The following is a 20,891-nucleotide window of genomic DNA, read 5'->3' as shown; positions in this document are numbered from 1 at the left end:
TTGTAGGAAATGTTGATCTTGTTCATTGTAGCTCATCATTCTGTGCCTGTCCCGGGTAAAACCAAAAAAAGACAGCCTCACCGCCAAAGTTTTTCCGGGGCGGTGATGGACCGTTCTGATAAATAGGACGCGTATTCAAAATTTCTCCGTTTTGTCAGGTAATCGACCGATCTCAGCTTCGGATGGGAAAAAATGCTGCGCCCGGGGCGGGAATTGGCTTCAAACATCCAAACTTTCCCTGAATGATCGACGCCGAGGTCAAAACCGATTTCGCCGATAAAACCTTCAATGTGCTCATTTAACACGCGGCTGACCGCCAAGGCGGCTTTTGAAAGTTTCCGCATCATGCCGACTCTCTCTCGCGGATCGCCGTATAATTCAGCTAACGTCCTGACTTCTCCGCCGGTTGCCAGATGCGTCGTGATGCTGTTTTCACCGGAAATTTTTGCCGCGATGGCCGTCACTGTCCATTTCCCCTCGGCGTTTTTATTCGTGTGCACCCTGAAATCGACGGGGCGTCCATCCAGCCGGATCAGGTCAATGCCTTGCTGAATTAAAAATGCGGACGGGTCATTGTTTTCTTTAAATGATTTCATGAAGGATGCCGCATCTGAATACTCTGCCGTCACCACCGTTTTTTCCTCATTCGTGTGTTTGACAGATAAGCCGGCATCTGTTTTTTCCACCCTGTAAATCCCCGTTCCGAGTGCGCCGTCTGCAGGTTTGATATAGACGGTGTCAAATGTGTTGCATAACGTCTCTAACGCTTCTGCATTCGGGTGCAGGACAGATTTTGGCAGAAGTGAAGCGGTGAGGCTGTTTTTTTCCAGAAGCTTATGAATGTCCCATTTATTAAAGAATTGCGGATTAAACCACGGAATCTGATAGTCATTCATCAGCCTCTGTTTTGTCTGCTGTAAAAGCGGAACTCCTTCCGTTTTTCGGCTCGGGAGCCTGTCATATACGACATTCGGAAGCGGGACGGCCGTCCGTTTCCAGCTGTTTTCTTTATAAATCAGCGCTTGGACGGTGCCTTCTTCCCAGTTGATCTGATGAGCCCCGAAAACGAAACAATATCCGTTCGCCTGTTCATGAAGTGAGAGCATCTTGGAAAAGAAGGCTGTACGGTCTCTTAACGGGCGGGACGGCGATGATGTGAACCCGGCTGTGAAAACGCCGATCAGCGGTCCGATGTGCACCGTCTGGCCGTGTATGAGAAAGTCAGCCCGGCTTTTATACGGTATCAACAGCTCCTCAAACAAATCTTCAGAAAGGAGCGCGCTTTTTTCAAGTGATTGAGAAAAGGCTACACGGCATTTGACAACCTTGGTCCCGAAGGCAGCGGATAAAAGCCCTTCCCGTTTCATGGAGGAGGGGAGAAACAGCGTATTTTTGCTTTTTTTATCGATGCCGACAATCATCCCTTTATGATTCACGCGGTAATACTCCTTTCCTGCTTTCCTGTGACTGAAGTTCGCGGAAGCGTCTCAGCGGACCCGTATACAAATCCTCTTTCGCCTCCGGAGCCACGCTTAAAATAGCTTTCCGTCCCGGCTTTGAATTGACATCCAAAAGCCAGATGCGTCCGTCTTTGGCATAACAAATATCGAGCCCCAGCTCAAACAGCGGTCCGAACCGTTCATCAAGGAAATAAGGGACGGATTGGGTGATCGAAAAGACATCATCCAATAAAACGGCCTGCTGCTTTCTCGGAATTTCCTCAAACCATGTGTCAAACTTAATCGGTTCTGATCCTCCGGGCAAATGAGATAAAAGACCGTTCTGATAACCCCTTCTGACCGCTTTTCCGACCGTTTCCCAAACGCCTGACTCCGTTTTGCGCATGAAAATGCGGATGTCGCACGGATGCCGTTCTTTATCCTGGATATTTAAGTAGGATTGAAGCAAATAGCGGTGCTGCAGCACTTTTTTGCACCAAGACTTAAAAGACACGTGATTGGAAAATGATTTTGTTTGTTTGTTTTTTCCGATATAGTAAGTGGCCGTAATTGATTTTTTGCCTGTTTCAAGCAGGATGATGCCTCTGCCTCCCGCGCCGAAAGCGGGCTTAAGTATACATGCTTTTTCCTTGGCTAAGTATGATTGCACCTGTTCATAGCGGCTGACTTCGGCCGTTTCAGGAATATAGGGACTGATCAGGTGATGCTTTTGGAGCGCATCCGTGACCGTCCATTTATCAGGAAGCCCCCGCCCGATAAATTCCGTTTTCGGATATTTTTTCAGCCATTCGACGATCGGTTTGGCTTTTTGCGCTTCAGCGGATTTTCCGTAAAAACAGCGGTCGTAAATATATTCGGGAATATCGATTTCCGTTTCGTTCCACTTTCTGCTTTGCGGGTGATAGACAAGCGCTTTCACGCGCAAAGAATCCGGAAATATATCAAACGGTGTAAAGCGGGCTAAGCGCACATTATATTGAGGCGCTCTTTCAGCCAATTCCCCGGCGTAATCTTCTTCGTGCCGGCGGGATACAGACATAAAACCGAGTGTTGTCATATTATTACTCCCCCTTTATTCAAAAAGCCGCTGATGGAACGGCCCTTCCATCCAATAAATATGCTAAGCGCATCATAAAAGATGATCTACTGTAAAGAGTACGAAACAGCATCTTGCCTTATTCCTCACAAACAACAATTCAGGTTCTTCATTTGCCCGCATGCCCGCCAGCCTCTATAATACGAATAGATATATCATCAAGAAAATAGAACATAAGATGGAGGCAGAAGAAAAGGAATGGGCATAGCAGGAACGTTTCTATTTATGATTGTGATCGGAGCCGCGATCGGCGCGGTGACGAATCATCTTGCCATTCAGATGTTATTTCGTCCGTACCGGCCGTATTACCTGTTCGGAAAACGGGTTCCGTTTACGCCGGGGCTGATCCCGAAAAGACGGGATGAATTGGCAAAACAAATGGGGCTCATGGTGACGAACCATCTTTTAACCCCGGAAGGAATAAAAAAGCGGCTTTTATCAGATACCGTTAAAAACCAGGCGCTTCTTTTCGCCGAACAATTCACGCAAAAAATGGCCGCTTCCGAGATGACGGTGCACGAAGCTTTGGCCGCCGCGGGCATCCGGAATCCGCAGGAAATTACGGATGCCTGGATTGATCGTTTTACCGATGAAAAGCTTTCGGACCTGTACCGGAAATATGAGCACCGCGCCATAAAAGACTGGCTTCCTGATGAGCTGCAGGAAAAGCTGGATGAAAAAATCCCGCTGGCCGCAGATTATATCCTGAAGCGGAGCATTGATTATTTTGAGAGCGAAGAAGGGAAAGACAGGCTCGGAAATATGATTGACGACTTTTTGAATTCCCGGGGGATGCTCGGCGGCATGGTGCAGATGTTCCTCGGCAATTCAAGATTGGCAGACCGTGTGCTGCCTGAGCTGTTAAAGTTTTTGCGCAATGAGGAAACGAAAAAGCTTCTGGCTGATCTGCTTTCTCAAGAATGGGGCAAGCTCAAATCTTATACACTTTATGAGGCCGATGAAAAGTGGAATGCGAAAGATCTGCTGTTCAGCATGAAAAAGCGGGCTTTGGCCGCACTTCAAACCGCGCCCTTTTTCGAATGCCGGCTCGGTGACATCATCTCCCGTTATGAAGGGGAGATTACGGGGACGTACGCGCCGAAGCTGCTTGATGCGGCACTCGGCAGTATTGCCGCTCATTTGGAGGATGTGCTGAAACGGCTGCGTCTTGAGGAAGTGGTCAAAGAGCAGGTTGATCAGTTTCCCGTTGAACGGCTGGAAGAAATGGTGCTGTCGATTTCCAAGAGAGAATTTAAGATGATAACGTATTTAGGCGGTCTGCTCGGCGGGATAATCGGAGCAATTCAGGCTTTGTTTGTCATTCTTTTCTAAGGAAAACATACGCCGATGATGAAAGTCGCTCCGCAGTCTGTTATAGTGGAGTGGTATGTCCGAAAGGAAGAAAGGAGCGGTTACTATGGCAGTTCATTTTTATGATGCAGCATATGATCTTGAAAAAGCTTTGCGAAACAGTGATGAATACAGCCGTCTGAGAGGGCTTTATGATCAAGTAAACGCAGATGAATCCGCAAAACGCATGTTTGATAACTTCCGCAATGTACAGCTGCAGCTGCAGCAGAAGCAGATGTCAGGTGAAGAAATCACTCAGGAAGAGGTAGAGCAGGCACAAAAAACCGTTGCTCTCGTACAGCAGCATGAATTGATTTCTCAGCTGATGGAAGCGGAACAGCGCATGAGCATGCTGATCGGCGAGTTAAACAAAATCATTATGAAACCTCTTGAAGAGCTTTACGGCAGCCCGCAATAAGCTCCACACCCCTCCATCTATGAAATGGAGGGGTTTTTTTATTCAACAGAAAAATCAAGAGAACTTTTTACCGTTCCGTTAATGATGACAGACAGAGTGTGAATTCCCCGATAATGCTTGCGGGTGGTTAAATCTTTAAGGGAATGATGTTTGCTGAAGGCTTTTACGTCTCCGTTATCCATGGCGGACTCCGACATCTTAAACACCTTGCGGCTGCGGTGCCCCCTTTTCTTTACAAAATCAATCGCGTATTCAACCCTGACTTTTTGCCGGGCGGATGAGCGGATCTGAAAAGAAAAATGTATGCTTGTTCCGATGGCGGCCGTTTCCGGATTCAGTGTAAAACGTTCCAATGAAATCCGGGAGGCGTCTTCAAACCCGAAAATCGCAAGCGCCTGTTTGTCTCCTCTTTTTAACAGTGTCCTGCAGGCGTGCTTCAAAACCCAATCCGTGTGCGGACAGCTTCCGAACCGCTCGGCTGCGATCTGTGCCAGAACATCCGGATGTGTTTTGGAGATGTCATTCAGGTTATTCGCCACGCTTTTTCTGACATATAACGAGTCATCCTGCATCAAGCGGTCCAGAACAGGGAGAATCGGAGAAGGATCTTCAAGAAGAGCCGGAATGGAGCTTCCCCACGGCAGTCGCGGTCTTGAGCCTTCGCTGGCAAGCCTTCTGACATGTTCGTCCGGATGCTCCGTCCAGGAAAGGAACTCTTTGAACATCCGCTCCCGGTCAAGCCTGATATACGGGCGGACCGCAAATTCGGAAGTGGAAAAACGAGTGAAAAACTGAAGCGCCTTCATTGATTCTTCCCAGTGATCCGTTCCGTACTGTTGGACATAATCGGGAAAAATAATCCCGGCGAGCCCTGTGAAATGGGGAGCTGTCTCATATAAGACGTCAAGCGCCCGTATGTAATCCTTCGGCAGTGTTTCATATAAAGAGTCTGTGATCCGGCGCATCCGCTGTTTTAACGTCAGTCCGGGCCAATCTTCCTGAAATATCAGCGCCCGGCACTTGTCCCGCTCAAAAGCCGGGTACGCCGATTTGATTCTGTTCAGAAGTGCTTCTGCAAATTCTTCGTTATAAATATCTTTTAATAGAGACATGACAGTCACCGCTTTTTTTCTTTTATTATATGCGAATATATGTTCTCTTTCAACTTTATCATACATTCAGCACAGATATTTCCCCTGATTTTTTTAGTTAAAAAAACCCTTGTTTTTTAACAATATTATTGAGATAATAACTCTGAAAGCGCCTACACTTACAGATGATCTAAGGATACGGTCGCCTATACTGCCTGGTATGTTAAGGGGTAGCAACAGAGAGTAAGTGAAACGAGCGCATCAACGGTCAAATAAGGGGTTCCTGATATATTTCGTAAATAGAAATGCACATTGGGGAGAAGGCAGCAAATCGATCGTATCCCAACAAAACGACAGTTCAAAGTCTGCTTGAGGCAGGCTTTTTTGCTGCGGAGAAAAGGTTGTTCTAAACAAAGAGACAGGGTCATATCCTAATGACAAGTACAGTCATCAAGGAGGGGGACTTCTCTGTGTCAAAACAAATGCTGGCGTTAAATATAGACGGAGCGCTTCTTCGCTCCAACGGCAAACTTCATCAGACGACAAAGGATGCCATCGAATACGTCAAGAAAAAAGGGATTTACGTCACACTGGTCACAAACCGCCATTTTCGCTCCGCTCAAAAAGTGGCGAAAATATTAAAGCTGAATGCAAAATTGATTACCCACAGCGGCGCATACATTTCTGAAAAAATAGATGAGCCGTTTTTTGAAAAGAAAATATCAGAAGATCACACGTTTAATATCGTTCAGGTGCTGGAAAGCTATCAATGCAATATCCGGCTTCTTCACGAAAAATATTCGATCGGAAACAAGAAGAAAGTGAACTCCAATCTGGTCGGGAAAACGATGATTCATCCGTCTGATCCGATTTTTTATCCGGTGCAGTTTGTCGAATCATTAAGTGACCTGCTCCTTGATGAGCCGGTTTCAGCGCCCGTCATTGAAGTGCACGCTGAAGATGGCCTGCAGGCTGATATAACGGATACGATAATGAAAGCATTCCCGGCCGTCGATGTGATCCGCGTCAACGGAGAAAAACTGAACATCGTGCCTAAAGGGGTTTCAAAAGAAAGCGGACTTTCGATGGTCGCCGCTGATCTCGGGCTTTCAATGGAAGAGGTTGTAGCGATCGGCCATCAGGAAGATGATCTGCCGATGATCGAGCTGGCCGGTCTCGGCGTCGCGATGGGGAATGCCTCAAATGAATTAAAAAGAAAAGCGGACTGGGTGACAAGGTCAAATGATGAACAGGGAGTCGCCTATATGATTAAGGAATATTTCCGCATGCAGCACCGCAAAGGCTTTCTCGATAAGTTCCATATGAAACGGCCGTAATCAAGAGCCGCAGACGCGAAACGCCGGTCTGCGGCTTTTTCGCGGATTGATTTTAGCCTGTTCTTTCTGTACACTAAAGAAAGTTTTGAATCTGAAAAATAAGGTGATCACATTGCAAATAAAAATAGACGGCATAACGGATGACAGGCTGCATCGTCCGCTGCAAAACATCGCGAATTTATTTTTTGAAGAGTGTGTTCTTGCGTACGGCGAAACGGAGGCATCCTCTGATCTCGTCATCTCACTTGCCATTTCTCAAGATGCAGACAGCGTGTCGGTATCCGGAGAAATCAAAAGAACCGGCGAAAAGGAACATCACACGAAACCGCTTCTTGCCGGATGGAGCGAAAAAGAAGTATTTAAACAGGTGAAAAACACGCTGTCATATGTCTACTTAAATCTTCTTCAATCACATACGGGCATGATACAAAAATGGGGAATCTTAACCGGCATCAGGCCTACTAAACTTCTTCATAAAAAGCTGCAGAGCGGCCTGACAAAAGAAGAGGCGCATGCCGATCTGAAAAAAGATTATCTGATCCATGATGAAAAAATCAATCTGATGCAGGAGATTGTCGACCGCCAGCTCGCTGCGGTTCCCGATCTGTACCGGGTCAAGGATGAAGTCAGCATTTATATCGGCATTCCGTTCTGCCCGACGAAGTGCGCCTACTGCACGTTTCCGGCTTATGCCATTCAAGGACAGGCGGGAAGAGTCGGCTCCTTTTTATGGGGGCTTCACTATGAAATGCAGAAAATCGGAGAATGGCTGAAGCGGCATGATATCAAAGTGACGACCATTTATTTCGGCGGCGGCACGCCGACAAGCATTACCGCTGAAGAAATGGATCTTTTATATGAAGAAATGGTCCGCTCTTTCCCGGATGTCGCGAATATTAGGGAGATTACCGTTGAAGCGGGCCGTCCCGACACGATTACGGAGGAAAAGCTGGCCGTTTTAAATAAGTATAAGATTGACAGAATCAGCATCAACCCGCAATCTTATGAAAACGAAACGCTAAAGGCCATCGGCAGACACCATACAGTTGAAGAAACCATCGAAAAATACCATCTTTCCCGCAAACACGGCATGAATAATATCAACATGGACCTGATCATCGGCCTGCCGGGAGAAGGGACGGCTGAGTTCAGGCACAGTCTTGAAGAAACGGAAAAGCTGATGCCTGAATCTTTGACCGTTCATACGCTTTCTTTTAAACGGGCGTCAGAAATGACGAGAAACAAGCATAAGTATAAAGTTGCCGACAGGCAGGAAGTATCCCGCATGATGGATGACGCCGTCCGCTGGACAAAAGAGCACGGCTATACGCCGTACTACTTGTACCGGCAGAAAAACATTCTCGGAAACCTAGAAAATGTCGGCTACTCTTTCCCGGGTCAGGAGAGCATCTACAACATTATGATTATGGAAGAAGTGCAGACGATTATCGGTATCGGCTGCGGCGCGGCAAGCAAATTCATTCATCCGGAAACCGGAAAAATCACGCACTTCGCCAATCCGAAAGACCCGAAATCATATAATGACCGATTCGAGCATTATACAGAAGAGAAAATCAAATACTTAGATGAGATGTTCGTCAAATCTGCATTATAATATCAAAAACGGCACGGAATCAGCGTGCCGTTTTTTTATGTTTAACCGTCTGTAAAAACGGGAAAAGATCATCAGACTGTTATTCGCAAGAGGTGCATAATATGTATGATGTCATAGGAGCGGGAATCGGGCCGTTTAATTTAGGGCTTGCCGCATTGTTAGAGGATATACCCGGAACAGACGCTCTTTTTTTCGATAAAAAGAAAGAATTTGCGTGGCATCCCGGGCTATTAATTAAAGGAACGGATTTACAGGTGGCGTTTCTGGCAGACCTGGTCACGCTCGCCGATCCGAAAAGCCGCTACACGTTTTTAAACTTTCTCCATGAACATGACCGGCTGTACCGGTTTTATACGTTTAATGAATTTGATATTCCGAGACGGGAATTTAACGACTATTTAAGCTGGGCGGCTTCAGAAATCAAATCATGCCGTTTCGGCTCAGAGGTAATCGGTGTGAAAAATGCCGGCGGACATTATGAAGTCAGCGTCAAGAACATTGAGGACGGAAGCATCAGTGTCTATCAGACGAAGCATTTCGTCATGGGGACGGGGTCTGAACCGCTTATTCCCGCAGAGATTGATGACGGAGCGCGTCAGGACACGATGGTCAGCACGGAATATTTGTTTCGGAAAGACGAGCTCGCCGGCGCCGAATCAATTACAGTGGTCGGCTCCGGACAGAGCGCCGCGGAGATCTTTTCTGACTTATTGCATGATGAACAATACCGCCGCAGCCGGCTGCAATGGGTGACACGCTCCGCCGGATTTCGAGAATTGGAAACCGCCAAGCTCGGGCAGGAAATGTTTACACCTGATTATGTGGAATATTTTAACCGCCTGCCTTTTAAAGAACGGCTGAACACACTCCCTGAGCTGGACGGACTGCGCCACGGCATTGATTCTGACACACTTGCCGCCATTTACGATGCCCTGTATCACAGATCGATCAGCGGAGGTTCGCCTGACGTGTATATTCAGCCGATGGCGGAGCTTGAAAAAATTGAAAAGCAAAACGGGCGCTGCGTACTGAGCTTTCATCAATGGCAGATGGATGAAACTTTTACGGCCGATTCAGAAAAAGTGATATTGGCGACCGGCTTTAAACCTCATATTCCGGAATGGTTTACGGCAATTGCCCCCGATATCGAATGGGAGGATGAGAAACGGTTTAAAGTGACGGCCGATTCCCGTCTTGTCTTTAAGGACGACAGGCGGCATCACTTTTTCACATTAACGAATCTTGATCATGCTCACGGAACGGGCGCTACGAATTTGAAGCTGTCTGTTTACAGAAACCAAAAAATCATCAATACCATTCTGGGAAAAGAGCATTTCTCCATTAATAAAAAAACGGCTTTTCAGCAATTTCTTCCCGCTCAAAAAAACTGACCTCTTATGAAGAGGTCAGTTTTTTTTATGATTTCTGCGGCTTCTTTTCAGGCGTCTTCCATTTGAACACGCTGTTCAGCAGGAGATATATCCGCTTCGATTCTTTCGTGAGCAAAGGGCCGAAGATGGCCAGTATCAAAACATATAAGGCGGCGAAAGGTTTAAGTGAAGCGGACAGGCCGCCGGCGATGCCGAGATTTGCGACGATAATGGAGAATTCGCCGCGGGACACAATGGTCAGCCCGATATTGGACGATGCTTTATGAGAAAGCCCCGCCCGGCGCCCGGCGATCATGCCGGCGATAAAGTTTCCGGCAATCGTCAGCAGAACGGCGCCGAGGGCAAGCCATACCGCATCTCCGAGTGAAAACGGATCAATGCTGAGGCCGAAGCTGAAGAAAAACATGGCGCCGAAAAAGTCACGGAACGGCACGACAAGATGCTCAATCCTGTCAGAATGGGCCGTCTCCGAAAATACGAGTCCGAGCAAGAGCGCGCCGATCGCTTCAGCGACATGAATCGTTTCGGAAAAGCCGGCAATGAAAAAGAGCGCGGCGAAAATGACGATGACAAATACCTCGTTTGAACGGATATCAAGCAGCTTGTTCAGCAGAGGCGGCAATTTCCGGGCGGCAATGAAAAACAGCAGCATATATCCGAAAGCGATCACGATTGACATCAGCGCGCCCCCGACAGACGTCGCGTCTCCCAGAACAAGCCCGGAAACGACGGACAAGTAAACCGCCAGAAAGATATCCTCAAACATAATGATGCCGAGAATCAGCTCCGTTTCCGGATTGGCCGTGCGCTTTAAGTCGACAAGCACCTTTGCGACAATGGCGCTTGATGATATCGTGATGACGCCCGCCAATACAAGCACTTCCAAAAAGGAAAAGCCCGTGATAAAGCCGTAGATCAGCCCTAAACTGAAATTAATCAGAATATAAATCGTTCCTCCGGCGGCGATTGAACGTCCGGATTTGACTAATTTTCCGACCGAGAATTCAAGCCCGAGGTAAAAGAGGAGGAACAGGACGCCCATCCGTCCGAAAAACTCAATCACTTCCCGGCTTTCGATAAACGTCAGGTCAATGATGCCCGCTTGGGGCGCGTGCGGCCCGACAAGCATTCCTAAAATGATCAGGAAGGGGATGATCGAGAATTTAATTTTATTGGCGATGACACTCGCAATGGCCACAAGAACTAACGCCGTACCGACTTCAAATACGAGATGATCCATAAACAGATCACACTCCGTCTCTGGAGAGGAAGTCTTGGATCAGTTTTTTCAGATGCTTTCTTTCACCTGAGAGGACGAGTGTATCGTTTGCTTCAAGGAGCGAATCAGCGCCCGGGTTTAAAAACTTTTTCTGGTCATGCTTAATGATGGCGATAACCGTCACGTCATAGTTTTGGCGCACATCCAGTTCGCCGAGCGTCCGCCCTGCTGCTTTTGCCCCTTTTTCAACTTTAAACCATTCGATAATCAGATCGCTGAACGCCATTTCAATCGATTCAAGCGCCTGCGGTTTGTACACCATCCCGCCGATAATTGCGGCAATCTGTCTTGCTTCCGCATCATCAAGTGAAATGCTTGCCAGAAGCTCATCAGGGTCGCGGTCATCAAATCTGTAAATTTCCCGCCTGCCGTCATCATGAATGATGATCGTCATTTTTTCATGATTTCTCGTTTCGATTTCGAATTTTTTCCCGATGCCGGGCAGATCGTTTTCTTTAATATTCATAAAAAATCCCTCCGGAATATACTGTTTTTACACCGTAAATACAGATTGGCAATGAGAAATGGTCTGATGCCGGAGGTAATTTGACTGGTATTGTATCGGAATGACGCATGTCCTTTCCATTGTGGAATCAATGAATTGATCAAGAGGTTTGACAGATAACAGGGAGATCATCCGCGATAACGCACCGTATCCTTTTGACAGGCCTTGCGGAGCGGTTTTGGTTTGAACCGGCGTCTTTGCCGATTCCGTTTCCTGCGGGTAAACCGAAATTTGTACATGGCTGTCTGTTTCTGTCACCAATTGGGAAGGAAGAGCGACATCCGAAGGGGGGAACAGCACCATAAAAAAGCTCAGTAATAAGCTGAGTATCACATATTTCATTATCGGTGTTTTTCCCCCCTTTTGTTTTGTATATCAATTTCACTATATAAAAATGTATGTTCAGTTTCAAATGATATGCATTTTTCGGCATCTGTTGACCTTGAAAAATAAAGGAGTTTCGCTTCGGGGGAAGGAATATATCATTTGAACAAAATATGTAAGCGGATTCAAGGAGGGAGTAAACATGCAGTATATTCGTTATGAAGAAAAAGGAAAGATCGCAGAGATTGTGCTGAACCGGCCTGACAATTACAACGCGCTGAATGAACAAATGCTTCGGGAATTGGAAAATGCATGCGTTATGGCAGCCGACAGTGAAGCGCTTATCGTCCTCTTGCGGGGGGAAGGCAGGGGATTTTCCGCGGGCGGTGATATCCAGATGATGACGTCTGATCATGATTCAGGAGAATATGAACGGCTCATGAAAATGATTGAATCCATTACGCTGACGCTCTATGATATGAAAAAAATTGTGATAGCCGCCATCCACGGAGCCGCGGCGGGGCTCGGGCTGAGTTTCGCGCTGTGCGCCGATGTGGTGCTCGCCGAAGAAAACGCCCGACTCGCGATGAATTTCATCGGCATCGGATTGGTTCCCGACGGTGGAGGCCACTATTTATTAATGAGACGCGTCGGTGAGATCGAAGCGAAAAAACTGATTTGGAGCGGTGAAAAATTGCCGGCTGAAAAAGCGGTGCGGCTTAAGCTTGCCGACGGGCTGTTCAGCGGCGGCCCTGCGGAGGGGGCACAACCGTATATCGACCGATTGCTGCATGCGCCGCTGTCAGCGATGATTGAAACGAAGGCTATTTATCAAAGTCTCCATATCAGCCGGTTAAAAGACGTTTTGTCTCTTGAACGAAAGGCCCAGGAAAATATGAGAAAAACGGATGATCATAAAGAGGGCATCCGCGCCTTTTTAGAAAAACGGACGCCGCAATTTAACCGGTAAAATACAGAAGCCGGAAAGCTTCTGTTATCTGTGGAATAAAATCAGCTTTCCGGCTTCATTTACCAAGCGGTGAGTACTGTTCTCAAGCTTTTTTTCCTTTAACAAAGCCTCTCCGGCGGCCTTCGCCTCCGCCTCATTATCTGCTTCGATCCGTTCATCCAGCATCGTTTCTCCCGACGCATGGAATGCGGTCAATACATATTGTCCCATCATGTCACCCCCTTTATAGAATGATATTCTGATAAAGAATTTAAAATCCTCCATTAATTTTTACCCATTATTAGTATATAATGGGTCAAGGAAGGAGTTGGATTCGTGCTTACAATTGAAAATGTAACGAAAACATTCGGCAGCTTTACCGCTGTTGACAATTTGAACCTGCAAATACCTGAAAGGGAAATGTTCGGGCTGCTCGGCGCAAACGGCGCGGGAAAAACGACGACCTTTCGGATGATTTTAGGTCTTTTAAGCCTGACTGACGGGCATATCACCTGGAAAGGGAAGCCGGTCAATTATTCCATCAGTGAAAAAATCGGCTATCTCCCGGAAGAGCGGGGGCTGTATCCGAAAGTGAAGGTGAGTGACCAGCTTGTCTATCTGGCGAGATTAAAAGGAATGAGCAAAAAAGAGGCGGAAAAAGAGCTCATGACATGGCTCGAGCGGTTCGGCATTACAGATTACAAGAATAAGAAAGTCGAAGAGCTGTCAAAAGGAAACCAGCAGAAAATCCAGTTCATTTCGGCCGTCCTGCATAAGCCTGAACTGCTGATTCTCGATGAACCTTTCAGCGGTCTTGATCCGGTGAATGTCGAGCTGCTGAAAGAAGCGGTTATTTCTTTGAAAAACAGCGGCGTTTCCATCGTTTTTTCAAGCCACCGAATGGAGCATGTGGAAGAACTTTGCGAGAATTTGTGCATTCTCCAGAAGGGAAAACCCGTCGTTCAAGGCAATCTGAAAGACATTAAGCGGTCTTTCGGCAAAAAAAATGTCACCGTTCATTCAGATGATGACCTCAGCTTTTTAAAAACGCATGAAGGTGTCGTGAAATGGAAGGAAACAAATGACGGAATCAGACTGCAGGTTGCGAATGAACCGGTTTCTCAGGATATTTTCCGGGCGCTGCAAGGGAAAGGTTTTATACGGAAGTTCGAATTGGAAGAGCCGTCACTGCATGATATTTTTATAGAAAAGGTGGGGGCCGTATATGAATAAATTTTGGATTATGCTGTTTCATACATATAAAAACAAAATCGCGACAAAGTCATTCATTATTTCGACCGCCATTACCGTTTTATTAGTATTAGCGGTGACCAACCTGCAATCGATTATTTCCGTGTTTCAATCGGATGACGGCAAGCAGCAAATCGCGGTGATTGATGAAACGGGCGGGCTGTACCCGGCGTTTGCAAAACAGCTTAAAGCGGCGGATACAGACAATGATCTGCAGGCAATGGAGACGAAGGAGTCCGAAAAAGATGCCGTAAAGCGTGTCAAAGACGGTGAATGGGACGGACTGTTTATCATCAGACAAGATCAAAAAGGAACGATAACAGGAGCATACAAGGCGCTGACCATTTCCGATGAATCAGCGTATAAACTGCTCAAGCAGGCTTTAACCCAGACAAAAACCGCTGTCGAAACCGCCAAGCTCGGCATTTCGGCAGAAAAAGTCAGCAGCCTCTACACTCCGCCGGAAGTCAGCAAAGACGCGCTGGAAAAAGGGGCGAAATCTGAGGAAGAGCTCGGTCAGGTAATGGGGCTTGTATACATCATGCTGTTTGTCATCTACTTCTCAGTTATCATGTACGCAAGCATGATTGCGATGGAAGTGGCGACGGAAAAATCGTCCCGCGTCATGGAAATTTTAATTTCAAGCATGCCGCCGATTCAGCAGATGTTTGCCAAACTGTTCGGTATCGCGCTCGTGGGGATCACACAGTTTGCGGTGCTGATTGCAGCGGGTTATCTCTCACTGAAGCTGAACCCTCATAATGATGCGTCGTCGCCGATCAGTGCATTTCTCAATTTTACGGATGTTCCTGTCTCGACGATAGTCTATGCCGTCATTTTCTATTTGCTCGGCTATTTTCTTTACGCGACGCTTGCCGCGTTTCTCGGCAGTGTTGTCAGCCGGATAGAGGACGTACAGCAGACGATTCAGCCGATGGTTTTTTTAGTCGCGGCAGGTTTTTTTATCGCCATGTTCGGACTTGGCAATCCTGACGCGGGTTTTATTACCGTTACATCTTACATTCCGTTTTTCACGCCGATGATTATGTTTTTACGCGTCGGGATGCTCGATATCCCGTTTTGGCAGGCTGCGGCCGGAATCGCCCTGACACTGGTCACTATCGTGATCTTTGCGGCGGTCGGCGCGAAAATTTACAAAGGCGGCGTTTTGATTTACGGAAACGCCAGCGGATTCAAAGCGATCAAACAAGCGCTGCGCATCTCCAAAAAATAAGTGAAACAGCCCGGGACAGCCGGGCTGTTTTTTTATTTTGCAGAACGTGCATTCGTATAAAAACGGTGCTAAAATAAGGGTAATTCAATCTGCAGAAAGGGGAGGGCGAGATGGCTGATCTGACGTTTATTCATGCCGCTGACCTGCATCTGGACAGCCCGTTTTACGGCATTTCGAATCTGCCTGAACCGGTATATGCGCGTATTAAAGAAAGCACATTTCACAGCGTCCGCCGTCTGACGGACGGGGCACTCCGGGAGCAGGCAGATTTCGTGCTGCTTTCGGGGGATCTGTTTGACGAAGCCAACAGAAGTTTAAAAGCCCAGCTGTTTTTGAGAAAACAGTTTACGAGATTACAGGAAGCGGGTATCCAAGTGTTCGTCATATTCGGCAACCATGATCATTTGGGCGGTAAGTGGACGCCGATTGAATGGCCGGAAAATGTACATATATTCACCTCGGGTACACCGGAGGAAAAGTCTTTCTTTAAAAACGGAGAGCTTGCGGCAAGCATATACGGATGCAGCTATCAGGAAAGAAGCGTAACGGTCAATCAGGCGGCCCGTTACCGGAAAATGACCGGCGCGCCTTATCATATCGGCATGCTCCACGGCATGTTATCAGGAGCGGAAGGGCATGACCCGTACTGCCCGTTTACGAAAGAAGACCTTGAAAAAAGCGGCATGGATTACTGGGCGCTCGGACACATTCATAAACGGCAGGTTCTGTCCGCCCAGCATCCCGCCGCTATTTACCCCGGGAATATTCAAGCCCGGCATTTAAAAGAAACCGGGCCTAAGGGATATTATCTCGTCCGGGCGGCAAACGGTGAGATGTCTTGGGAATTCAAAGAAGCGCATGATGTGTTATGGGAGGAAATTGATCTTGATATCTCCGGAGCTGAACATATGACTTCACTTCTGAAAGCCGCATCGGATACATTCTCCGGCTTGCGCGCGGCGGGCCGCCCGGCATGTGTCAGGCTGGTGCTTCGCGGCGCGGCGCCCCGCTTTTGGACGGAGGCGCCCGCAGGCATCGCAGAGGAGTTTCTTTCCGCTTTACAGGAGGAAGAGGCCGAAGAGGAATGTTTCGTCTGGCCGCTCGCGCTTGAGGATCGGACGGATGATACAGACAGCGTGCCGCCCGATCCGTTTTTTAAAGGGCTGCTTCAGGACATAGAACAATGCGCAGACATGAGCGGTGTATTTGAAGCCCTTGAGCGTCACCCCGTATACCGGCGTCAGATCACTTCATTTACAGATGAAGAGATACTGGATATTAAGCAACAGGCTCAAGCCGTTTTAAGACGCCAGATGAAGGAGATTCAGCGATGAAAATAACGGCGATGCATATTTACCAATACGGAAAATTTTCCGACCGAAGTTTTCAGCTGTCAGATTCTCCCGTGCAAGTGATCTACGGATTAAATGAAGCGGGCAAAACGACATTGATGTCCTTTATCAAAAGCGTGCTGTTCGGTTTTCCGAAATCAAAAAAATACGAACCGAAAAACGGCGGGGTTTACGGCGGCACTGTGGAATTGAAGCATGGCGATCACGGTGCCGTCAAAATCGAACGGACAAAAGGTGCTGCCGAAAAAGTAAGAGTGTATACGGCTTCAGGCGAAATCAAGGACGGAGAATGGCTCAAACAGCTTCTTTCCGATACAGATCGGGCGCTGTACGAAGCGATCTATTCGTTCGATGTATTCGGACTGCAGGAGATTCAAGCTTTTAACCGGGACAAAATCGGCGAGTTTCTCCTGTATTCGAGCTTATTCGGGTCGGAAGCGGCGGCAAAGCTTGACGGGCGGCTGGCAAAAGAACTTGACAGGATGTATAAGCCGAACGGGCGGAACCCCCGCTTAAATCAGGAGTTGGATACATTAAAGCGGCTCAGCGCCCAGCTGAAACAGGCGGAAGCTGCAGAAGCGGGCTATCACAGCCTTCTGGAAGAGAAAAAAAGCGCCGGCGGCCGTTTGCAGGATGCCGAAGCACGATTGAAAGACATAACTGAAGAAATCAAAACAGTAAAATCGGCGATAGAAGCAAAGCCGATCGCAGACAAAAAAACAGCCTTGGAAAGCGAACTTTCTTCTTATCCGGAAGCATTGAAGCAATTCCCGAAGGACGGAATGCATCAGCTTGAAAAATACGAATCGCATCTCCATCCGAAAGCGGCCCGTCTTGAGGGGCTTCGGGCAAAAGCGGCTGAACTCAGGCGGCAGGCTGAGCTGCTCGCTCCAAATGAGGACTTGCTGCAAACAGAGCGGCAGCTGCAGGAGCTTTCCGGCGAGCAGCATATGTACGAATCGCGCGGTGAACAGCTTGCCGCCATCCAATCACAGATCCGGCAGACATCTGCCCGTGTTTCGTCAGGATTGCAGCAGCTCGGAAGACATGAGGAAGACGGCATTCTTTCGCTGAACACCGATTATGAATATGAATGGCGGCTGCAGGAAGCCGTGCAGAGCGCCGGACAGGCAAGAGAAAGAAAGACACAGCTTGATGCGATTTTCGAACAAGCGCGGCTGGAGCTGGAAGAAGCCGAACGAAAACATGCCTTGACGGCGGAAAACATTTTGGACCCCGCTGTCAGGAAAGAAAAAGAAGCCGCTTTACAATCATATAAGCAAACAGCTGATACAGAAGGAAACGAATGGCAGGCACATGTACAGCAGCTGGAAAAACAGCGCGCCAAACAAAAAAAGCTCTTTCTCGGTGCGGGCATTCTGTTCATTGCGATTTTCGCTATGTTAAAGGAATGGCTGCCCGCCGCCCTTTTTACCGGCGCTCTGCTGCTGTATATGCTGTCCGGCATACAAAAGCCGCTGCCGTCAGAAAGAGGAGGGCCCGGACACAAGAAAAAGAAGCCGACGATCTCCAAAGAAGCGGCTGATCTTCTGCAGGAAGAGCTTTGGCGTGACGGCCGGCACCGGCAGCAGCTGATTGCGGATCAAGCCGTGCTTGAACAGAAAGAAACGGCATATGAAAGAGTCATCCGCCAATATGAAGAATGGGAGGCGGAAATGGCGCCGTCTGAAAAACAGGCGGAACTTTTTATGAAGGAACTGGGGTTTTCAGGAAGTCCTTCCCATCTTCTTGACGCATATCATGTGATGAAAGATGTCAAAAAAGAAATCCTTAACAAGCATGAGCTGACCATTGAAGCGGGCCGGCTGCAAAAGCTGCAAAGAGCATTTGAGGACCGGGTCAAAAAGCTGAGTCCTTCAGACGGAAGGGAGCTGTCCGTAAAAGAAAGACTGCGCGTTTTGCTGGTACAGGCGGAACGAGCCCGTGAGGAAGCAAAACGAAAGCAGGCGCTCGAAACGGATCTGCTGCATGCACAAGAGCAAATGCGTGAATTAAACGAAGAAGTCCATTACTACGAACAGCAGGTCAAACAGCTTTTCATGGCGGCAGGCGCAAAAAACCGCGAACACTTTTGTGAACTCGCCAGGCTGAATGAAAGCCGCCGGGAAACAGAGCGGCAGCTGCGCGAAATCAAAACGCACTTGTCCGGCATAGGCGGAAAACAGCTTGAGCCATTTATGAGCCGCACAGTGTCCGAACTTGAACATACAGTCGTTCAGAAGGAAACAGAGAAAAAAACGCTTGAGGAAAAAAGCGCGCAGCTCCGTGAGAAAACCGCTTTATTAACGGTGAAACAAGAGCAGCTGGAGTCCTCGGGGCTTGTATCCGATTTAAAACAGCAGACAGAAATGCAGAAGGAGCGTGTGAAAAAAACCGCTAAAGAGTGGGCCGCATTACAGACGGTCAGACACATCATCAGGGAAAAAATGGAGCGGCATAAAAAAGTGACGCTTCCCCGTCTGTTAGAAACCGCCGGTGCATTATACGGACCGCTTACGGACGGACGCTACCACAAATTGTATTTCTCCGAGGCGGATGATTCCATTATGGTCATGCGGAAAGACGGAACGGTGTTTTCTGCAGGCGAACTCTCACAGGCGGCATGCGAGCAGCTTTATGCGGCGATCCGTTTCGCCCTTGCGTCAGAGAGGGAATCTGCGGTATCACTTCCGTTTTTACTTGATGACAGTTTTGTCCATTTTGACAGGCAGCGGCTGGAGCGGCTGTTTGATGTGCTGAATCAGCTTTCAGAAGGCGGGCGGCAGATACTTTATTTCACCTGCCATGAGCATGTCAGCCGGTCTTTTCACAGCGGACAAGTCATGCGGCTCCTGTCATAAAAGAGTTTATTTTCAAAAAAGAGGTATGTGCTATACTGGTATTATGTAAGATATGGAGGGAGCTTTTAATAGAATGGCAAAAGGTATTATGCTGCACGAGGTCGGCGAGCAGGTCGATCAATACTTTCTGATTAAATCTTCGACTAAGGGAATCGCAAGCAACGGGAAACCATTCCTGACGTTAATGCTGCAGGACCAATCGGGAGATATCGAAGCGAAGCTGTGGGATGCCAAGCCGACTGATGAAGTAACGTACGCGGCGCAGACGATCGTGAAGGTGATCGGAGATGTCCATCACTATCGCGGACGAAACCAGCTTAAGCTGAGAAACATCCGGCCGGCCGGCGAGAACGAAAATGTCAGCATTGATGATTTTCTGGAAACGGCGCCGATTCCGAAAAATGAAATGATGGAAACCGTCACTCAATACATTTTTGAAATGAAAAATCCAAATATCCAGCGGATCACAAGACATCTGGTCAAAAAATATGCGGCTGAGTTTATGGATTACCCGGCGGCGGCTAAAAACCACCATGAGTTCGTCTCCGGGCTCGCGTATCATGTAGTGTCCATGCTGAACCTGGCAAAAGCGATTGCCGATCTGTATCCGTCTCTTGACCGGGATTTACTGTATGCCGGAGTCATTCTGCATGATCTCGGCAAAGTAAAAGAGCTTTCAGGCCCCGTCTCCACGACGTACACCGTGGAAGGGAATCTGCTCGGGCACATTTCGATCATGGTGACAGAGCTTTCAAAAGCGGCCGAAGAGCTTCAGATTGACGCTGAAGAAGTGCTGATTCTGAAGCATTTGATTTTAAGCCATCACGGAAAAGCGGAATGGGGAAGCCCGAAACCGCCGATGGTGAAAGAAGCGGAAATTCTGCACTACATTGACAATCTGGATGCAAAAATGATCATGATGGACAGAGCGCTGGAACGGGTGAAGCCGGGCGAATACACAGAGCGTGTATTTGCGCTTGAAAACCGTTCTTTCTACAAACCGACGTTCCATCAATAAGATAAAAAGGCCGATTCTCTATGATCGGTCTTTTTTACGTTCAGCTCTCATAACTTGTCTTTATCAAGCATAGCTTAGAATAAAGACTCTGGGTGAAAAAGGGAGGAAACCGACGTGCTATTTTTTCCTTGGTGGGTATACCTTTGCATTATCGGAATTATTTTCAGCGCCTATAAGCTTTTCACAACAGCTAAAGAAGAGGAAAAGCTTGACCAGTCGTTTATTGAAAAAGAAGGAAGGGTGTATATTGAACGGATGGAACAGGAACGCGAGCGCCGTATGGCGGCGCCCGCAAGTGAAAACGCGGATGCGGAAGAAAACTCCAATCATTCCATCGCATAAAAAAACTGTGCGGCTCGC

The 20,891-nt window shown here is 47.9% G+C and carries 19 protein-coding genes; 12 read left to right on the top strand and 7 right to left on the bottom strand.

Annotated features, from left to right (window positions below; genetic code table 11):
* Positions 1–77 precede the first annotated feature (77 nt).
* On the bottom strand, positions 78–1,436 hold the full coding sequence (locus tag OWN49_RS04340) for a YheC/YheD family endospore coat-associated protein (RefSeq protein WP_053573527.1): 1,359 nt from the start codon (positions 1,434–1,436) through the stop codon (positions 78–80).
* Positions 1,426–2,517: a YheC/YheD family endospore coat-associated protein gene (locus tag OWN49_RS04335; RefSeq protein WP_033574471.1), complete on the bottom strand. Its 1,092-nt coding sequence runs from the start codon at positions 2,515–2,517 to the stop codon at positions 1,426–1,428. Before OWN49_RS04335 ends, OWN49_RS04340 begins: the two co-directional genes overlap by 11 nt.
* A gap of 237 nt (positions 2,518–2,754) precedes the next feature.
* On the opposite strand from OWN49_RS04335, the gene OWN49_RS04330 reads away from it, so the two are divergent.
* Positions 2,755–3,888 (top strand): DUF445 domain-containing protein, encoded by a 1,134-nt coding sequence (locus OWN49_RS04330; protein ID WP_176283222.1) that lies wholly within the window; start codon positions 2,755–2,757, stop codon positions 3,886–3,888.
* A gap of 85 nt (positions 3,889–3,973) precedes the next feature.
* Positions 3,974–4,324 carry a YlbF family regulator gene (locus OWN49_RS04325; protein WP_007409239.1) on the top strand — a complete coding sequence of 117 codons (351 nt, stop codon included), beginning with the start codon at positions 3,974–3,976 and terminating at the stop codon, positions 4,322–4,324.
* A 38-nt stretch (positions 4,325–4,362) separates the two neighbouring features.
* Here the strand turns inward: OWN49_RS04325 and OWN49_RS04320 are convergent, their stop codons facing one another.
* The gene (locus OWN49_RS04320; protein ID WP_176283223.1) at positions 4,363–5,502 is read right to left on the bottom strand and encodes a DNA alkylation repair protein; all 1,140 of its coding nucleotides are present in this window, start codon (positions 5,500–5,502) and stop codon (positions 4,363–4,365) included.
* A gap of 383 nt (positions 5,503–5,885) precedes the next feature.
* Here OWN49_RS04320 and OWN49_RS04315 point away from each other — a divergent pair, with 383 nt between their 5' ends.
* The 3 genes from OWN49_RS04315 to OWN49_RS04305 all read left to right on the top strand — a co-directional run bounded on the left by OWN49_RS04315 (position 5,886) and on the right by OWN49_RS04305 (position 9,758).
* On the top strand, positions 5,886–6,752 hold the full coding sequence (locus OWN49_RS04315; protein ID WP_003155269.1) for a Cof-type HAD-IIB family hydrolase: 867 nt from the start codon (positions 5,886–5,888) through the stop codon (positions 6,750–6,752).
* A gap of 112 nt (positions 6,753–6,864) precedes the next feature.
* Positions 6,865–8,367, top strand: a complete 1,503-nt coding sequence (locus OWN49_RS04310) for a coproporphyrinogen III oxidase (RefSeq protein WP_176283224.1) — start codon at positions 6,865–6,867, stop codon at positions 8,365–8,367.
* A gap of 101 nt (positions 8,368–8,468) precedes the next feature.
* Positions 8,469–9,758: a lysine N(6)-hydroxylase/L-ornithine N(5)-oxygenase family protein gene (locus tag OWN49_RS04305; protein WP_003155267.1), complete on the top strand. Its 1,290-nt coding sequence runs from the start codon at positions 8,469–8,471 to the stop codon at positions 9,756–9,758.
* A gap of 25 nt (positions 9,759–9,783) precedes the next feature.
* Here the strand turns inward: OWN49_RS04305 and OWN49_RS04300 are convergent, their stop codons facing one another.
* From OWN49_RS04300 to OWN49_RS04290, 3 genes are read right to left on the bottom strand one after another with little or no spacing between them, the layout of a single operon-like run.
* Positions 9,784–10,998: a cation:proton antiporter gene (locus OWN49_RS04300; protein ID WP_003155266.1), complete on the bottom strand. Its 1,215-nt coding sequence runs from the start codon at positions 10,996–10,998 to the stop codon at positions 9,784–9,786.
* Positions 10,999–11,005: 7 nt separating this feature from the next.
* Positions 11,006–11,503 carry a cation:proton antiporter regulatory subunit gene (locus OWN49_RS04295; RefSeq protein WP_003155265.1) on the bottom strand — a complete coding sequence of 166 codons (498 nt, stop codon included), beginning with the start codon at positions 11,501–11,503 and terminating at the stop codon, positions 11,006–11,008.
* A gap of 27 nt (positions 11,504–11,530) precedes the next feature.
* Positions 11,531–11,884: a hypothetical protein gene (locus tag OWN49_RS04290; protein ID WP_176283225.1), complete on the bottom strand. Its 354-nt coding sequence runs from the start codon at positions 11,882–11,884 to the stop codon at positions 11,531–11,533.
* Positions 11,885–12,068: 184 nt separating this feature from the next.
* On the opposite strand from OWN49_RS04290, the gene OWN49_RS04285 reads away from it, so the two are divergent.
* Positions 12,069–12,836, top strand: coding sequence for an enoyl-CoA hydratase (locus OWN49_RS04285; protein WP_077722008.1), 768 nt, complete (start codon positions 12,069–12,071; stop codon positions 12,834–12,836).
* A 24-nt stretch (positions 12,837–12,860) separates the two neighbouring features.
* Here the strand turns inward: OWN49_RS04285 and OWN49_RS04280 are convergent, their stop codons facing one another.
* Entirely contained in the window at positions 12,861–13,046 is a 186-nt protein-coding gene (locus OWN49_RS04280; protein WP_071392043.1) for a YhzD family protein, read from the bottom strand.
* A 105-nt stretch (positions 13,047–13,151) separates the two neighbouring features.
* On the opposite strand from OWN49_RS04280, the gene OWN49_RS04275 reads away from it, so the two are divergent.
* From OWN49_RS04275 to OWN49_RS04250, 6 genes are all read left to right on the top strand, one after another.
* A complete protein-coding gene (locus OWN49_RS04275) occupies positions 13,152–14,048 on the top strand; it encodes an ABC transporter ATP-binding protein (RefSeq protein ID WP_003155257.1) in 897 nt (298 codons plus the stop codon).
* Positions 14,041–15,300 (top strand): ABC transporter permease, encoded by a 1,260-nt coding sequence (locus tag OWN49_RS04270; RefSeq protein ID WP_077722009.1) that lies wholly within the window; start codon positions 14,041–14,043, stop codon positions 15,298–15,300. Before OWN49_RS04275 ends, OWN49_RS04270 begins: the two co-directional genes overlap by 8 nt.
* A gap of 110 nt (positions 15,301–15,410) precedes the next feature.
* Positions 15,411–16,634, top strand: a complete 1,224-nt coding sequence (locus OWN49_RS04265; protein ID WP_077722010.1) for a metallophosphoesterase family protein — start codon at positions 15,411–15,413, stop codon at positions 16,632–16,634.
* Entirely contained in the window at positions 16,631–19,513 is a 2,883-nt protein-coding gene (locus OWN49_RS04260; RefSeq protein ID WP_176283226.1) for an ATP-binding protein, read from the top strand. The genes OWN49_RS04265 and OWN49_RS04260 overlap by 4 nt, the downstream gene beginning before the upstream one ends.
* Positions 19,514–19,586: 73 nt before the next feature.
* A complete protein-coding gene (gene yhaM / locus OWN49_RS04255; RefSeq protein ID WP_003155251.1) occupies positions 19,587–20,531 on the top strand; it encodes a 3'-5' exoribonuclease YhaM in 945 nt (314 codons plus the stop codon).
* Between the two features lie 114 nt (positions 20,532–20,645).
* The gene (locus OWN49_RS04250; protein WP_007409227.1) at positions 20,646–20,873 is read left to right on the top strand and encodes a sporulation YhaL family protein; all 228 of its coding nucleotides are present in this window, start codon (positions 20,646–20,648) and stop codon (positions 20,871–20,873) included.
* Positions 20,874–20,891 lie beyond the last annotated feature (18 nt).

It is taken from the genome of Bacillus sp. NEAU-242-2, from assembly GCF_027853835.1.
GTDB lineage: Bacteria > Bacillota > Bacilli > Bacillales > Bacillaceae > Bacillus > Bacillus velezensis.
Note: the sequence above shows the minus strand (reverse complement) of the source record. Positions and strands in the feature narration are given on the sequence as shown.

Excerpts from the sequence above, each read along its gene's own strand:
- OWN49_RS04270 (WP_077722009.1), top strand. The coding sequence starts at position 14,041 with ATGAATAAATTTTGGATTATGCTGTTTCATACATATAAAAACAAAATC.
- yhaM (WP_003155251.1), top strand. The coding sequence starts at position 19,587 with ATGGCAAAAGGTATTATGCTGCACGAGGTCGGCGAGCAGGTCGATCAA.
- OWN49_RS04300 (WP_003155266.1), bottom strand. The coding sequence starts at position 10,998 with ATGGATCATCTCGTATTTGAAGTCGGTACGGCGTTAGTTCTTGTGGCC.
- OWN49_RS04285 (WP_077722008.1), top strand. The coding sequence starts at position 12,069 with ATGCAGTATATTCGTTATGAAGAAAAAGGAAAGATCGCAGAGATTGTG.
- OWN49_RS04295 (WP_003155265.1), bottom strand. The coding sequence starts at position 11,503 with ATGAATATTAAAGAAAACGATCTGCCCGGCATCGGGAAAAAATTCGAA.
- OWN49_RS04265 (WP_077722010.1), top strand. The coding sequence starts at position 15,411 with ATGGCTGATCTGACGTTTATTCATGCCGCTGACCTGCATCTGGACAGC.
- OWN49_RS04305 (WP_003155267.1), top strand. The coding sequence starts at position 8,469 with ATGTATGATGTCATAGGAGCGGGAATCGGGCCGTTTAATTTAGGGCTT.
- OWN49_RS04325 (WP_007409239.1), top strand. The coding sequence starts at position 3,974 with ATGGCAGTTCATTTTTATGATGCAGCATATGATCTTGAAAAAGCTTTG.
- OWN49_RS04335 (WP_033574471.1), bottom strand. The coding sequence starts at position 2,517 with ATGACAACACTCGGTTTTATGTCTGTATCCCGCCGGCACGAAGAAGAT.
- OWN49_RS04260 (WP_176283226.1), top strand. The coding sequence starts at position 16,631 with ATGAAAATAACGGCGATGCATATTTACCAATACGGAAAATTTTCCGAC.
- OWN49_RS04280 (WP_071392043.1), bottom strand. The coding sequence starts at position 13,046 with ATGGGACAATATGTATTGACCGCATTCCATGCGTCGGGAGAAACGATG.
- OWN49_RS04290 (WP_176283225.1), bottom strand. The coding sequence starts at position 11,884 with ATGAAATATGTGATACTCAGCTTATTACTGAGCTTTTTTATGGTGCTG.
- OWN49_RS04320 (WP_176283223.1), bottom strand. The coding sequence starts at position 5,502 with ATGTATGATAAAGTTGAAAGAGAACATATATTCGCATATAATAAAAGA.
- OWN49_RS04330 (WP_176283222.1), top strand. The coding sequence starts at position 2,755 with ATGGGCATAGCAGGAACGTTTCTATTTATGATTGTGATCGGAGCCGCG.